The sequence below is a fragment of the Bacteriovorax sp. Seq25_V genome, assembly GCF_000447795.1.
Classification (GTDB): Bacteria; Bdellovibrionota; Bacteriovoracia; order Bacteriovoracales; family Bacteriovoracaceae; genus Halobacteriovorax_A.
On record NZ_AUNI01000014.1, the window covers coordinates 22,842 to 37,777 of the forward strand.

Below are 14,936 nucleotides of genomic sequence, written 5' to 3' on the forward strand. Positions count from 1 at the left end.
AGCTCACATATACAGTAAGTCCGATTAAAATAAAAGAATATTAGTTCTTTTTACCTGACTCTTCTTCGTTATTTTTTTCACTCATTACTAAATTAGATTTCTTAAGGCTTGAGTGGAAAATAGCATAGTCGATTGAAAGCTTAAATTGCTCCCAGTACTCTTTATGCTTTCTATTGTCACTAGAAGGTAACTCAAGAGTTATTGTAGGAATATTTCTCTCATTTCCCGCATAGTTCCCTAGGCTTCCTGGAAAGAAAGGATAATTCTTTACAGTATAGCCCTTGGCCATCTTGCTCATCTGGTCAAGGAGGTTTTCTGCATTACTGCCAATTTCGTGAAAATGCTTATGTGCCATTGTAGGCCCATCATAATCAAGAATTGTCAGCGGAGCATGAACAGAAATAATTTTTGTAGGGTTATATCTCTTAATTAAATTAACTTGAAATAAAGTTTCTGGCTCTGACATTGAAGTCTTGCCTGGATCTCTCCTCTTATCCTTTCCATAACGAGAGGCCCAAAGTTTTCTTGCGCTTTTAGACCAATCTTTTGTTGGAAAGTTTCTATTTACATCAACACCTCTCGCGTTCGTACGAGTTGGTCTCTTTTTAAAAAATGAATCTGGTGAGACAATAGGTGCAACGACAATTAGGTTATCTTTCAGCTTTTGCTTACCAAGTTCAGTATGAGTTTTCTGATAAAGGTGGTGAAGAATATCAAAACAGAATTTAATAGGAGTGATTTCATCGCCATGGACACCACACATGATTAGTGTCATATTGCGTGGTTCTTCTTTATGGGCATCCTCATCTCCATAGACTGCCCAAATTAAAGGGTCTCCAAGAACAGAATTTCTTACATGATTCCACGAAAAAGAATCACAGTGACTTCTTCCCCATCCATAGTGGTGAAATTTTGACTCAATCTTAGTACAAAAGTCAGACACGGCCTTTGTTTCTGGAACTTTTACAAACTCTACTTTTTCTACTTCAGATAAAATAGGTTTTACTAAAGGAGACTCTGTTTTCTCAACTGATACATTTACCTCTTCAGTTTTTGTAATAGGATTTTCAATAGGTGTAATATTTGAACACCCAGCAAGAATAAATATTAAAATTAGCGCTATAAACTTTTTCATATTAGGCCTATTATATACAGAGCGAATTAGAAAATACACATAATTATGAAGATTATTATAATAGCAAATTCCCCCCAATTCTATACTGTTAGAAGGCTTTTCGAAGAGATTGAGGCGTATGGTCATACAGCTCAATTTATCACTCCAAAGGAGCTTAGTACAAGTCTCGCACCGAGTATCGTTTTGAATCGCTGCAGTGGAATTTCATACGATGACTCAGATCTCGATACCCTCTCAAAAATAAGAGGAGCACTGGTATCTAATGATATTGAACATACTCGCATATTTAGAGACAAATGGCTCCAGTTTAACTATTTCCAAAAGTATGGCATCCCGACCATTCCTAGCTTTGAGCTAGGGACATCTACTAATAGGTCTAATATTCCTGAATCGATGCATGGCTATTTATTTAAACCAAAGCGAAGCAATCAAACAAAAGGGATTATCAAGACGGAAAATATCAATTATCAGACCAAGGACCAGCGCTATATCATTCAACCTCTTCTTGAAAAAAAAGCTGAATATCGTGTTCTTATTGCATTTGGAGAGGTTCTTGGCATATTGAAAAAGAACCACAGTGACCCATTCGAACTATTAAACTGTGAAAAATCCCATCTTGAATACCTAGAATACGCTCAGGCCACAACTGGATTCAAGCACCTTATCGAAAAAATCATGCCCCATGGGCCTCATTTTTACGGCCTTGATATTCTCGAAGATGTGCATGGGGACCACCTACTCATCGAACTTAATAACGTTCCAGGCTTCGAATACTTTGAAAAGATCAGTCATGTAAATGTTGCAAAATCTTATCTCCAGGGCCTTCTAAATAAATTCAATGACTTATGTAGCTAAAGTTAAACATTCGTATTTCCGATAAAAATATTGTTTGCCTACTGAAACTTTTAGTATATACTGTTATCAGGAGTTTAGAATGTATATCTGTATTTGTAACGGAATCACTGAAGAAATGTTGGAAACTGCGGCCAAGCAAAGCCACAGCGAAAGAGAAATCCTTAATCGTCTAGGGGTTGGAAATTCTTGTGGTATTTGTGTTATCGATGCTATCGAAAAACTCAATCAAAAGAATCTGGCCAAACAAAATAACAACGAAAAAAAATCTTAATTAGACTTTAATTCGAATTCCCCTTAGAATAATTTCATATTTTTAAACAAAGGGAATTCATATGAAAGGTAATCAACAAGTTATTGATGCTTTAAACAAAGTATTAACTAAAGAGCTTACTGCCATCAACCAATACTTTCTTCACGCAAGAATGCTTCAAGACTGGGGTCTTGAAAAAATCGGTCAACTTGAATACAAAGCAAGTATCGATGAAATGAAACACGCTGATGAAATCATCAAAAGAATCCTTTTCCTTGAAGGACTTCCAAATGTTCAAAAACTAGATCGCGTACGTATTGGTCAAAACGTTAAGGAAATTATCGAAGCTGACCTAGCGGTTGAGCACGAAGCACTTCCAATCCTTAGAGAAGCAATTGAACTTTGTGAGAAACTACAAGATTTTGCTTCGAGAGAACTTTTCACAGAAATTTTAGAAAGTGAAGAAGAGCATATTGATTGGTTAGAAACTCAACAAAGTCTTATCGATAAGGTTGGGCTTGAGAACTACATGCAATCACAAATCTCAATGGATTAATTTCAAAATAAAAGTCTACTCAAGGAACCCCCTTGAGTAGATTTATTTCAGATCAAATTATAATTAAAAATCGTGATTTACTTTTGGCAGTCTTGATACCATCAAGATTGGAATAATTAGAAATAACGCTCCAAAATAATATGGAGTGGCCGAATTAAACTTCCAATAAACTAATGAAGCTACGATTGGACCAATCACACGGGCCAGGGCCCCTAGTGATCTAAAAATCCCAATACTATGTCCTTGTTGCTCCGCTGGTGAGTAAATCGAAACAAGCGAAGTTAAACATGGTATTGCCATCGAACTTCCAATTGCCAAGAAGAATAAACCTGCATAGATAAGAAAGCTAGACTCCGCCAGACCAATAAGCACAAGTCCAGGAATAATTGAAATTAATCCCATTAGTGCCATCTTTTTCTCACCTACCGAGTGAGCCTTTCTTCTTACTACTCCACCTTGAACAAATGCGATGACGAAACCAATGAAGATAAACATATACGCATTATCCATTGACGAGTAACCAAGTCTTTCGGCCGCAAGGAAAGTTAGTGTAAACTCCATTCCAGAGAAGCACATAAGAAATAAGAAGTGACCAATATTTGTCGCGTTTACGCCAGCATATGGGAGTGGCTTAAATAGCTTAAAGATATTTGCTGTTCTTTCTGTGTGATGAACTTGTCTCTTATCTTTTGGAAGAGATTCTTCAAACTTCTTGTAGAGATTGAATAAGTTAAAGAGTGATAAAAGCCCGGCGATAAGAGCTGGCATTGAAAATGGGTTTACACCAATCGCCACGAGTTCAGGATAAACTTTTGTAAGATCAAGCATTGATGAAATACCACCAAGAGCAGGACCGATAATGAATCCTAGAGCAAAGGCGATACCGATCGTTGCCATTCCTTTTGAGCGATTTTCTTTCGTCGTAACATCAGCAACAACTGCAGTGGCCGTAGAAATATTTCCTCCCATAATCCCACCAATGAAGCGAGCAAGGATTAAAACTGTGAAGCTTCCAGAGAAGAACCAAAGTACGTAACTAAGAAATAGTCCAAAAACTGAAACTAAAAGAACAGGTCTTCTCCCAATTCTGTCAGAAAGAGCTCCCCACAAAGGTGCGGCAAAAAACTGTAGCAACGAGTAGATTGCTCCCAGAGCTCCACCAAAAAGTACGATTGAGTTAAAGTTTGAAACTCCACCTGTTTCGGTGAGAGTTGTAATCGATCCAAAGATAGCTTTTAAAAAATAATTATCTCCATCAACAAGCAGATAGTGTTTTGCAAGAGATGGAAAAAGTGGAAAGATAATTGAGAATCCCACAAGGTCAAGAAACAGCGTTAAAAAAACAATCTTAAGTGATTTCTTTGCTTGATCCGACATTGGAGGTGTAGTCATTTTTAATTCTGGCATTTCGTTATAATCCTCTTTTTTAATTTCATGTTCGAGAGTTGGAAGTTTTCCTTCGTCGAGGGCCAAGCATTCAACATACTCAGCAAAATCCTTACACCACTGTTCATCAGTATTAACACATGGTACGTGGAAAACCTCTCCCCCATATTCTTTTACTTCATCACCAAGCTCATTGCCAATTTCGTCAATTGTCTCTAAGCAATCTGCAACAAATGATGGACAATAAACGGCAACTTTTTTTCTCCCTGATTTTACAAGATCTTCAACATACTTGTCAGTATAGGGATCAAGCCACTCTTCGCTTCCAAAGCGAGACTGATAAGTCATGTGAATTCTATCTCGATCAATTCCCTTAACCCTATCCTTTATTAACTTAAAAGTCTCAAAGCAGTGTTGATAATATGGATCTTTCTTTTGTAGTACTCTCCTCTTTGGAATTCCATGAAAAGAAATGACAAGGTCATCTGGATTTTTTTCAGCGAGCGTTTGTTCGATATTTTTAACCGAGTTATCAATAAATGCTTTTAAGCGATGAAATTGTGTCACTACCCTTAGATCAGGAATAATTACTTTTGTTTCTAAAAGCTTTCCTAAGAAATCAATACCCGAAGCAATTGTACTCTCCGAATATTGTGGAAACATAGGTATCACAACAAGCTTGGTTGCAGGAGCTTCCTTCTCTTGCAGCTCTTTTTCCCATGCGGCATAGACCTCGCCGACTCGCGGAGTGGAAAGAAGAAAAGCATGTGTAACTTCAACATTCTCACTTGTCAGCTCATTTACTTTTTCAGCAAATTCGCGAGTAATACGCGTTAGAGGAAATTCATTTCCTTCCCAAATCCTTGAATATAATTTTGCAGAATTTTTAGGTCTAAAGGGCAGAACAAAGAGATTCAATATAATCTTCCAAAGAAATGGATTAATATCCACAACTCTTGGATCACCTAAGAATTCTTTTAAAAAGACCTTGAGGTCTTTTTTTGTTGGAGCTTTTGGAGAGCCTAATTGGACGAGAACTACCTTTACAACAGGTTTAGTTGTCTTAGGGAGCGTAACTAATTCATGCCCTTTTGCCATTTTGACCGCCTAGTGATAATAATGAGATATTCATACAATAAGTATCAAGAAAAGAAGTAATTGAAAACATAAGGATTAATAAAGTGGCAAAATCACTGGGAAAAAAGACTCAGACAAAAGTCGGACAGAAAAAAATAAACAAAGGCCGTGACGCAAAAGAACTTAGCGCTCACATCCTCGGGAGTGCTCATACAGAATACCCGAGTACTTATAGCCCAGAGAGCCTAGAGAGCTTTCCGAATAAAAACCCAGGTAAGGATGCATGGACGACATTTGTCTGTACAGAGTTTACATCTTTGTGTCCAAAAACGAACCAACCAGATTTCGCGCGTATATATATTAATTATATTGCCGACAAAGATATGGTAGAATCTAAATCACTAAAGCTCTATTTATTTAGTTTTAGAAATCATGGGGACTTCCATGAGGACTGCGTTCAGAAAATCTGTGATGATCTCACGGCCCTAATGAACCCAAAATACCTTGAGGTTATCGGTGAATTTACTCCACGTGGAGGAATTGCAATTTATCCTTATGCTCAAAGTAGTAATAAGCAGAAGAAATATAAGGATTTAAAAGATAAGAGATTCTTTGATTACGCCCCGGGGAAGTATTCAATGGAACTTTCTAAAATCTACTAAGCAAAGGATTAGTCATGTTTGGAATGAGTGAAGGATTAATTATTTTAGCAATCGTCGTTCTCTTCTTTGGTGGAAAGAAGCTTCCAGAGCTTGGAAAAGCACTTGGACAATCACTAAATAGTTTTAAGAAAGGTCTTAAAGACGAAGAAGAAAAAGATAAAATTGAAGATCAGAATAAAAAATCTTAAAAAATGATTCTAGGCCTTATAAGCTTTTATGAGGCCTACTATATCCCCAACGACGGCCGAGATATCAAATGGCTTCATAATAATTTTTGTTACCCCTAACTTATTAAGTTCCGCTTCATCAAAGTCAATTCGACCAGTAGAAAGAATAAATGGTTTTTCTGTGTAATTTGGCAGGGTCTTAATTTTTTCAAGAAATTCAAGTCCTGAGATATTAGGCATTGTAGCGTCAGAAACAATAGCGTCATAACTATTGCCACTTTCTATGAATGCAAGAGCTTCCGATGGGCAAGTGAAGCCAATGGCCTCATGTCCTTCCATCTCGAAAATATCCGTACAAAGCTCAAGAAGATCTGCTTCATCATCGACTATGATTAACTTAAATTTTTCCATGAGTTATTATCACCTAGAGCTCATTTTAAACAAAGAAATTTTGAACAAAAAAAACCTTCCATACGGAAGGTCTTAATTTTATTGATTTTTTAGTCTTTTGAGTCGACCTAGAAATTATTCGATAATTTCTAGAACTGACCTTTTTTTAAGCTTAGTTGAGGCAGCGTTAAGAATAGTTCTTAATGCTCTAGCAGTTTTACCTTGCTTACCAATTACTTTACCTAAATCACTCTTATCAACTTTAAGTTCGATAACAGTAGTTTGCTCACCTACGATCTCACCAACTTCAACTTTGTCTGGCATATCAACAAGTGCTTTACTTACATATGTAATTAATTCTTTTAATTCGCTCATCTTCAACTCTCTCTTAAAATAAGTACAACTTTAATTTAGCTAATTTAAAAAAATTTTTACTAGTTTAAAGTTACTTTATTTCTTTTAAGAAGAGATTTAACAGTATCAGAAATAGTAGCACCAGTAGCTAATAGTTCCTTAATTCTGTCTGCTTTTACGTTTAGTACTTCACCTTCAGATAAGTGTGGATTGTACTGACCAAGTTTTTCAGAGAAACGTCCGTCTCTTGGCTTTCTTGAATCTGCAGCAACGATTGTGTAAATTGGCATGTGTGTTCTACCACCACGTTGTAATCTAATAGTTAACATTTATCACTCCTACTTTATTGATCACTTGAATTTTTAATTCTAGCTAACTTTCTTTTTAATACGTTAAAAACAATGTAAATTAATAAAATTACTTAAAAAAAGCAACAAAATTCTACTTTTATTACATTTAGACGACAAATGTAATAAAATCTTTCTATTATGACAAGTAAAGAATTGAGGCCTGCAAATTTTATTAACATCCATTGCCACAGGCTTTCAAGCGAAAAATCCATATTCTCATACAATCCAGGAATCAACGACTTACCTAAAGGCGTCTTATTTAGTATCGGCATCCATCCCTGGAGCTTGTCTGGCGAGATTATACCCCAATTACAGGCGATGAGTGAGGTTTATAACCTCGCCCAAGATAATAAATGCCTTATGGTCGGAGAAAGCGGTATCGACCGCATGAGAGGGCCAAATCTTGAGTTTCAAGAAGACTCGTTGAGAGAGCATATTAGGATTAGCGAGGAGCTAGAGAAGCCCTTAATTCTCCATAATGTCCGTGGACTTGATGTGATCTTGAAGCTTCACCGTGAAATGAGGCCCAAGCAGGCGTGGATTTTACATGACTTTAATGGCAATGATATCCAGATTAAACAAATAAAGGGTAAGAATATTTTTGCCTCACTTGGTCCAACTTTCATGAGAGACAATTCTAAGATTGCTCAGTTTGCAACTGATCTCGATATCAAGACGATCTTCTTTGAAACAGATGATGCCAAGGATTTAAAAATCTGCGCAGTTTACGAGAAGTATGCAGGCCTTTTGAATATGGAGCTTCAAACGCTCTGCGATCAAATCGAAAAAAATTTCTCTAATTTGTTCGGCTCGAATGTCTGACCGCAGTTGAGATTTTATTAAAAAGTGTATTCGGGTTTACTGGCTTGATCACATAGCTATCAACACCAGAATTGATTGCACTCATTACATGATTAGAGTCACGGTCGGAAGAAACCATAATAAAAATAGTTTCCTTAAAGCGCGCATCAATTTTCATTTTGGATAGAAGATCGATTCCTGAAAGTCTCGGCATCTGCCAGTCGGCAAGAACAAGCTCAACCGGATCGAAATGCTGGTAAGAATCCTGCATAATCGAGAGCGCACGAAATGCATCAGGGGCTACCTGAACCCTCGTAAAGCCACGTCTCTCCAGTATATTCTTTATCAGTGATCGTGTATCCGGACAGTCATCAATCACCAAAATTTTAAGTGAAGGTTTAAGCTTCATGAAATCTCCTTAAATCGATATAATTAAGAAACTTTCTTCTCCATCTCAACTTCTACTTCATCACTATGTAATCTATCCGCAAGTATTTCGTGCCAGTCATTTAAAAATGAGATGCACTTAGAAACGATCTTAATTAGCTGCCCCTTTGGCAATGGCTTAGTCAGTAAATATTTTGCGCCACGATTAAAACACTCGATTGCAGTCATTATCGATGTATCAGCAGTAACACCTATAATTTGGAGTCCACGCTGAAGGTTGATACAATTTGAAATCACATCAGCACCACTTGTAAATTCAAGATGAATATCAGTGATAACAATATGAACAAGATGTGAGCGAATAAAACTCATCGCCTCATCGGGATTGCTAAAAGCAGAGATGGAAATATCAGCTTCCGATACACTCGAAAGTTGTTTCCACATAAGATTGAGCATCTCCGGGTCATCATCAATCAAAACAATCCTATAAGGCCTGGTGAAACTCATCATAACAAACTCCAATCATCCTCTTTTTCAGTGACAAGGATAAATTCAACAATTAAATTATACCAAATAACGCTGTTGTTTAAAAATAAATTAACTTTAGAGAAACTCGCGAAACTGTTCACATGACAACATATCTTAATAATCATATTAACTTTCCGATCGTTCTCGCCCCGATGGTAGGCCTCTCCCATGTCGCCCTCCGCGAAACCCTATTAGAATACATTCCAGAAAATTTTCAAACTTTTTGGACGACGGAAATGCTTAACTCGCGAAAACTTCCTTCACAGGATTTAAGCATTCAACCACAAACTCTAAAGCATGAAAGAGACCATAACTTGTGGCCGCAAATTCTTTGTAATGAAGAGAGCGCAATAAGGGACTCAATACCAGTTTTAGAAAACTGGGGCGCCAAGGCGATTGATATCAATATGGGTTGTCCTGTTAGAAAGGCATTAAAACATAATTATGGCGTCTCTTTGATGGGAGATATCGATTACGCGAGTGAGGTCGTTCTTCTGGCGAGTAAATATGCGACAGTACCAATCTCAGTCAAGCTTCGGGCCGGACTTCAAAAAGATGAAACTTTTCTACTACGCTTTTGTGAAGCACTAATAAAGAATGGCGCAAATTGGTTAACTCTCCACCCAAGAACGGCAGAAGAAAAACGAAAGGGCGAAGCTGACTGGAAACAAATTAAACTTTTAAAAGATAACTTTGATATTCCAATTATCGGTAATGGTGATATTCAATGCTTTCATGATATTGAAAGTCTTTTTGAAAGAACTCAATGTGATGCTGTGATGATTGGCCGTGCTTTCACAGCAAAACCTTGGTTATTTCTCGAATACGCAAGATCCAAAGGCATCAAACTGTCTTCGTGGCAAGAATCACAACTGCCTGATTCACCAGAGGCACAAGCGAAGGCCTATGGTGAATTTTTAAAAATCTTTGTTTCGAATTGCTTTAAACATTTTAGCGATAAAGATGCGATCAAGAGAATCCTCTTTATGGTGCGTGTGGGTCATGTATGGCTAAACTTCGGACACTCTCTTTCAAAGAAACTTCAAAAGATTTCAGATCTTCAATCAACTCTTGAAATTATTGAAACATTTTTTATGAACCAAGACCTCACGATGTATGATCGCACGAACCTCAGGTATTAAATTCAATTAAATTTTAGTGATGACAAGTATGGCAACGACAAAGCTTAATATTAAGAACGTGTGCAGCGATTAGTGATCCACCACCGATAATAGAAGAAGCTATCTCAATAACTTCAGCAAGCTCATTTCCAAGAAATGTGTGAAAGAGGTGGCCGCTAATTAGAAAAAGCATTCCCACAATACCGATATAAAGAGGTCTCTTGTCTGAGTGAACTTTTAATTTTGAAATAAAAGTATAAAGACCAAGAGGAATCACAAGACCCATCCCGATCATATGAATTAAAGGATTTTCAAAGTACTGGCCAATTGCAGGAGCAAACATGATAAGAAACGGAATCGCCATACAGTGAATACAACATAGGGCCGAAAAAATAATTCCCGCTTTATCTGTTATTTCTGTATCCTTTGCGTTTGTACTCATATGTCCTCATCAGTGATTTCTACATGCCCATTTTTAACATTATATAATTAAAAAACAATAGAAAAGTAAAAGAAATGTAATTTTAATTACTTAGTAGTTCTAAAACCTTAGTTATTTTAAAAATACCTTCCCCATCAAAGTTATCTGGGCCACCTGTGCAACTCTTCCCGTCAAAACTACAGGTGTTTACACGCTGACACATCTCTTTACGGTCGAAGTAGTAATCCTCTTTTCCAGAGATCAGTAGGCCAACAACAACCCCTGCTTGATTAAATACTGGCGCCCCCGAACTACCGTGAAACGAATTAAGTGAACTATAAAAAATATTAGCGCCACTTTCCATCTTCAGTATTTTTCCACCAGGTGAAACTTTCTTAGGAAGACCACCTGGATGACTAATTAATGTAAGTTGTTCTTCTCCTGTTAGCTGCTTTTCTGTCAACAAAGTCTTAAGTCCTTTACGATCAGTAACTGGACGATCAAGCTTGACCACCGCAAAATCACTGGCGAAACTAAAATCTATTTTTATGACTTCTTTACAACGATAAATATCACCAATATTTACTCGTCTCGTGACATCAACATCTGAGCCTGTGTAATCAAAGCTCCATACAAAGTCTTTACATACGGCTTCTTCATTATTTAAGTAGGGATAATCCATCCCTTGATAACAATGCCCTGCGGTAATTAGTGTATCAGGAGAAATTAAAAAACCGCTACACTCAGAAACGACAGGCTCACTATAAAACTTTTCATCGTGACATAAGCTGTGAGTGTCACCATTATTTTGAGAAACAAGAGCACCATTTGAATTTATCTTACTGACCCTAATCATTGCCCCGACGTTTTCAGCTCGTTCCTGCCAAAAAGGTGAAATTTCGGAGACGTTAACTCGGGAATCCATACCGTAGATTACCTTATCCAGATAAGAGAAGTCGAAATTGAATATCTCCTGCCATGAAACTGCATGAACTTGTAAATTAATTAGAATAAAAAACAGTTTTATAGCTTTTCTTAACATTTCCTTCAAAAACCCTCTATATAATAGAAAATTGAATAACTGATACCCTAGGCAGGATGAAATGTACGGAAGACTGAAAAATATACCTTATAAATCCATTGTTTTATCCGAAATGATTTCAAAAGGATAAGATAATGAGCTTAAAAACACTTAAAAATGACTATTTAGTCAGTATCAACGAGGATATTGATAAACTTCAATCACTTTTTTTAAAGTCTAAAATCTCAGCTGAAGAGGAAAGTTGTATTTTTAGAATTATCCACTCAATAAAAGGAAGTGGAGCAACTTACGACTTTTACATGCTTAGTACAATCGCTCACCAACTCGAAGACTTCCTCGCTAATAATAATTTTAAAAGCCTTACTGAAGACGAGAAAGACTGTCTCTTAAAATTCATAGATATCCTCACTCTAGTTATTAATGATTATTCCAAGAACGATACAAAGAACTTTGATCATTACCTCAATGTACTTTCTAATATTCAGCAACTAGAGGCTTCCAAACAAGAATACTATGGAGGAAAGATTCTCGTAGTGGATGCGACAACGACGATGGGAAATCTTTTAAAGAGAACTCTTGAGGAAAAGGGCTATCAGTGTAGTATCTCAAAGAATGGACTGAGTGCTTTTAACCGCTTAGTAAATGAAAAATACGATGCCGTCTTTACAAGTTTAAACCTTGAAATTCTTGACGGTGTTTCATTAACATCAGCACTTAAATCAACAAGTAATATAAATTCAAATATTCCAGTTGCCGTCATCTCAGCATCAACAAATATTGAGTCACGCTTTCCTGTTCACTCAAGGCCGGATTATATAATAAGTAAGGATGATAATCTGATTGAATCAATAAATAATACCCTAGAAAAGATTTTCACCGAATCACATCTGACTTCAAAACAAGATGGGCCAGAGAGAATTCTCTATGTTGAAGATGATCCAAAAATGCAGAAGCTTTTCAAACTATCGATCCAAAAAACTGAAGGTGTGGAAGTCGAAATAGCGACAGATAAAAAGTCTGCAATTGAAAAATGCAAACAATTCAAGCCTGATATAATAATTCTTGATCAGTATCTAAAAAATGAAAAAGGCGAAGATATTTTTATAGAGCTACTCGATTTTAATATCCCAATTATTTTCCTAACAGGGTCAGAAGGTTCGATTGATGTTGAGAAACTAAAAAATCACAGTGAGTTCAAAGGAATTATCACAAAGCCTTTTAGGCCCGCAGCGATTTATAATCAGATCTGCCAGTTCATTTAGAGCTGGCCCAATCAGCAAATTTATTCACTAGAAGAAACCACCCCACTGGCCACCTTTCTTCTTTTTCTTTTTTGGTTTTTGCATACCAGGAAGTCCAGGCATTCCACCCATCCCAGGCATACCTGGCATTCCCATTCCAGGCATTCCACCTTTCATCATCTGCATCATTCCACCCATCATTTTTTCCATCTGACGGAACTTTGAAATAAAATCTCTCACCTGAGCTTCAGTTGTTCCTGAACCTTTTGAGATACGAGCAATACGTGACTCTTTTATTAGTTTGTAATCATCTCTCTCTGAATTTGTCATTGAGTTGATGATAACTCTCATTCTCTTCATTTCATCTTCAGCAGGAGAAAGATCACCCACCTGCTTGAGAACTCCACCCATACCAGGAATCATCTTCATGATACTTGCCATTGAACCGAGATTTTTCATCATGTCCATTTGCTTCATGAAATCATTTACAGTGAACTTACCCTTTTCAAGGTTCTTCATCATTGATTCAGCATCTTTCTCATCAATAACTTTTTCAGCTTTTTCAACAAGTGAAAGAACATCCCCCATATCAAGAATACGTCCAGCAAGACGATCTGGGTGGAAGAGTTCAAGATCCTTCATCTTCTCACCTGTTGAGATGAACTTAATTGGAACACCTGTTACGTGCTTAATTGATAGGGCTGCCCCACCACGAGCATCAGAATCCATTTTAGAGAGAACAACACCTGTTAGCTCTACCGTATCGTGGAAACTCTTCGCAACGTTTACCGCTTCTTGCCCAGTCATTGCGTCAGCAACAAGGAGAACTTCTGGTTCATAATTATTTAGTGATTGTCTCACCTCTTTAATTTGCCCCATCAGTTCTTCATCAACATGAAGACGTCCAGCAGTATCAATGATAACGATATCCTTACCGTTTTCTTTTGCATATTTCATCGCATCAGCTGCGATATCTTTTGGGTGCTTCCCAAGATCACTATCAAAGTAATCCATATCCATACTCTTTGCCAGAGTAATTAACTGATCCTTCGCCGCTGGTCTAAAAGTATCAGCAGGAACGAGAAGAACATTTTTCTTTTGCCCACGAAGGTGAAGTGAAAGCTTTCCAGAGAAAGTCGTCTTCCCTTGTCCGTTAAGACCAACAATCAGAATTGGAAATGGCGCCGGCTTATCGATATTAAGTTCTGAATTCTTATCACCCATTACTGCTGATAATTCATCGTGAACGATTTTGACAAATTGCTCACCAGGATTAACTCCAGAGATAACTTTTTCACCGATCGCTTTTTCTTTAACGTTTGCAATAAAGTTTTTTACAACTTTAAAGTTAACATCAGCTTCAAGAAGCGCTGTCTTTACAAGCTTTAGCGTTTCTTCAATATTGTCCTCAGAGATCTTTCCCTTACCTGAGATATTTTTGAATGCTTCTGAAAATTTATCACTCAACGTATCAAACATTTCTAATCCTCTTCATATTTATCTTCTATTTTTTAATTTTGTAGCAATTTTTCTATTAGTTTTACGCAATCCTTAGGCGTTTTTGCAAGTCCCTCTGGGCCATATGGAAGCAAATACTCCTCAATCTGACTCGACGCCCAACATGCAGCAATAGATTTACAGCCGAAGTTCTTGGCCCCGACAATATCTGCCGAGCTATCCCCGATCATAATGACCTTTGATTTATCAACATCACCGACCATTTCACGCAGTCCCGTAGGATTCGGCTTCGGGTCACAATCATCAAGACAACGAAACTCTAAGAAAAACTTCGCCACACCAAGCTCTTTTAAAATTGATAGTGTTGAGCGGCGATCGCGAGCTGTCCAGACATAGAGTTGGTAGTTTTGCGCAGCAAGCTCCATCACGAGCTGCTTAATTTGTGGAAAGAGTCTAAAACCATTTCCCTTCGTTTCAGCAAATTCCTTCCAAAGATTGATAAGACGATTCTTTAGAACCTCATCGACTTTTGGATCAAGTCCAAAGTTAAGAGCAATCTGATAAACATCTGAACTATATTTTGATATAGCCTCATCAAGAGTGATTTCACGAGCAAGCTCCTTGCCCATTACATACTGAACTCCTTCATAAAGAGCATGAATTGACGAGATTAGTGTTCCATCACAGTCAAAAACAATATGGCCTTTTGGATTTTCAATATATGTCATAGTAATTTCTTCCTCGCCATATTGACT

At 37.2% G+C, this 14,936-nt stretch carries 19 protein-coding genes; 8 read left to right on the forward strand and 11 right to left on the reverse strand.

Features of this window, described 5'->3' with window-relative positions:
- Window positions 1–40: 40 nt before the first annotated feature.
- The gene (locus M900_RS17045) at window positions 41–1,135 is read right to left on the reverse strand and encodes a M14 family murein peptide amidase A (protein ID WP_021274267.1); all 1,095 of its coding nucleotides are present in this window, start codon (window positions 1,133–1,135) and stop codon (window positions 41–43) included.
- A 45-nt stretch (window positions 1,136–1,180) separates the two neighbouring features.
- Between M900_RS17045 and M900_RS06320 the strand changes: the two genes are divergently transcribed.
- The 3 genes from M900_RS06320 (at window position 1,181) to bfr (ending at window position 2,796) form a co-directional block, all read left to right on the forward strand.
- Entirely contained in the window at window positions 1,181–1,990 is an 810-nt protein-coding gene (locus M900_RS06320) for a RimK family alpha-L-glutamate ligase (protein ID WP_021274244.1), read from the forward strand.
- A gap of 79 nt (window positions 1,991–2,069) precedes the next feature.
- Entirely contained in the window at window positions 2,070–2,261 is a 192-nt protein-coding gene (locus tag M900_RS06325; protein WP_021274264.1) for a (2Fe-2S)-binding protein, read from the forward strand.
- Window positions 2,262–2,322: 61 nt separating this feature from the next.
- Complete coding sequence (gene bfr, locus M900_RS06330; RefSeq protein ID WP_021274093.1) at window positions 2,323–2,796, forward strand: bacterioferritin; 474 nt, start codon at window positions 2,323–2,325, stop codon at window positions 2,794–2,796.
- Between the two features lie 63 nt (window positions 2,797–2,859).
- Here the strand turns inward: bfr and hemH are convergent, their stop codons facing one another.
- The gene (gene hemH / locus M900_RS17550; protein ID WP_021274304.1) at window positions 2,860–5,280 is read right to left on the reverse strand and encodes a ferrochelatase; all 2,421 of its coding nucleotides are present in this window, start codon (window positions 5,278–5,280) and stop codon (window positions 2,860–2,862) included.
- A gap of 134 nt (window positions 5,281–5,414) precedes the next feature.
- Between hemH and queF the strand changes: the two genes are divergently transcribed.
- Both queF and M900_RS17555 read left to right on the forward strand, forming a co-directional pair.
- Window positions 5,415–5,921, forward strand: coding sequence for a preQ(1) synthase (gene queF / locus M900_RS17965; RefSeq protein WP_034731870.1), 507 nt, complete (start codon window positions 5,415–5,417; stop codon window positions 5,919–5,921).
- Window positions 5,922–5,935: 14 nt separating this feature from the next.
- Entirely contained in the window at window positions 5,936–6,109 is a 174-nt protein-coding gene (locus tag M900_RS17555) for a twin-arginine translocase TatA/TatE family subunit (protein WP_021274049.1), read from the forward strand.
- A gap of 9 nt (window positions 6,110–6,118) precedes the next feature.
- On the opposite strand, the gene M900_RS06350 is transcribed toward M900_RS17555, so the two are convergent.
- The 3 genes from M900_RS06350 to rpsP form a co-directional block, all read right to left on the reverse strand.
- Window positions 6,119–6,499, reverse strand: a complete 381-nt coding sequence (locus M900_RS06350; protein WP_021274179.1) for a response regulator — start codon at window positions 6,497–6,499, stop codon at window positions 6,119–6,121.
- A gap of 114 nt (window positions 6,500–6,613) precedes the next feature.
- On the reverse strand, window positions 6,614–6,853 hold the full coding sequence (locus tag M900_RS06355) for a KH domain-containing protein (RefSeq protein ID WP_021274063.1): 240 nt from the start codon (window positions 6,851–6,853) through the stop codon (window positions 6,614–6,616).
- A gap of 59 nt (window positions 6,854–6,912) precedes the next feature.
- A complete protein-coding gene (gene rpsP / locus M900_RS06360) occupies window positions 6,913–7,161 on the reverse strand; it encodes a 30S ribosomal protein S16 (RefSeq protein ID WP_021274009.1) in 249 nt (82 codons plus the stop codon).
- A 159-nt stretch (window positions 7,162–7,320) separates the two neighbouring features.
- On the opposite strand from rpsP, the gene M900_RS06365 reads away from it, so the two are divergent.
- Window positions 7,321–8,004, forward strand: a complete 684-nt coding sequence (locus M900_RS06365) for a TatD family hydrolase (protein ID WP_084703503.1) — start codon at window positions 7,321–7,323, stop codon at window positions 8,002–8,004.
- Here the strand turns inward: M900_RS06365 and M900_RS06370 are convergent.
- Window positions 7,979–8,392, reverse strand: coding sequence for a response regulator (locus M900_RS06370; RefSeq protein WP_021274105.1), 414 nt, complete (start codon window positions 8,390–8,392; stop codon window positions 7,979–7,981). The genes M900_RS06365 and M900_RS06370 overlap by 26 nt on opposite strands.
- A 23-nt stretch (window positions 8,393–8,415) precedes the next feature.
- On the reverse strand, window positions 8,416–8,880 hold the full coding sequence (locus tag M900_RS06375) for a response regulator (protein ID WP_021274278.1): 465 nt from the start codon (window positions 8,878–8,880) through the stop codon (window positions 8,416–8,418).
- A gap of 119 nt (window positions 8,881–8,999) precedes the next feature.
- Between M900_RS06375 and M900_RS06380 the strand changes: the two genes are divergently transcribed.
- Window positions 9,000–10,040: a tRNA-dihydrouridine synthase family protein gene (locus M900_RS06380; protein ID WP_021274038.1), complete on the forward strand. Its 1,041-nt coding sequence runs from the start codon at window positions 9,000–9,002 to the stop codon at window positions 10,038–10,040.
- 13 nt (window positions 10,041–10,053) lie between these two features.
- Here the strand turns inward: M900_RS06380 and M900_RS06385 are convergent, their stop codons facing one another.
- Both M900_RS06385 and M900_RS06390 read right to left on the reverse strand, forming a co-directional pair.
- Window positions 10,054–10,461 carry a MerC domain-containing protein gene (locus M900_RS06385; protein ID WP_021274121.1) on the reverse strand — a complete coding sequence of 136 codons (408 nt, stop codon included), beginning with the start codon at window positions 10,459–10,461 and terminating at the stop codon, window positions 10,054–10,056.
- Between the two features lie 82 nt (window positions 10,462–10,543).
- Complete coding sequence (locus M900_RS06390; RefSeq protein WP_021274159.1) at window positions 10,544–11,482, reverse strand: serine protease; 939 nt, start codon at window positions 11,480–11,482, stop codon at window positions 10,544–10,546.
- Window positions 11,483–11,616: 134 nt separating this feature from the next.
- Here M900_RS06390 and M900_RS17055 point away from each other — a divergent pair, with 134 nt between their 5' ends.
- Window positions 11,617–12,744, forward strand: a complete 1,128-nt coding sequence (locus M900_RS17055) for a response regulator (protein ID WP_021274235.1) — start codon at window positions 11,617–11,619, stop codon at window positions 12,742–12,744.
- A gap of 27 nt (window positions 12,745–12,771) precedes the next feature.
- Here the strand turns inward: M900_RS17055 and ffh are convergent, their stop codons facing one another.
- Both ffh and M900_RS06405 read right to left on the reverse strand, forming a co-directional pair.
- Window positions 12,772–14,202 carry a signal recognition particle protein gene (ffh, locus tag M900_RS06400; protein ID WP_021274010.1) on the reverse strand — a complete coding sequence of 477 codons (1,431 nt, stop codon included), beginning with the start codon at window positions 14,200–14,202 and terminating at the stop codon, window positions 12,772–12,774.
- A gap of 32 nt (window positions 14,203–14,234) precedes the next feature.
- Entirely contained in the window at window positions 14,235–14,909 is a 675-nt protein-coding gene (locus tag M900_RS06405) for an HAD family hydrolase (protein WP_021274090.1), read from the reverse strand.
- Between the last annotated feature and the right edge of the window lie 27 nt (window positions 14,910–14,936).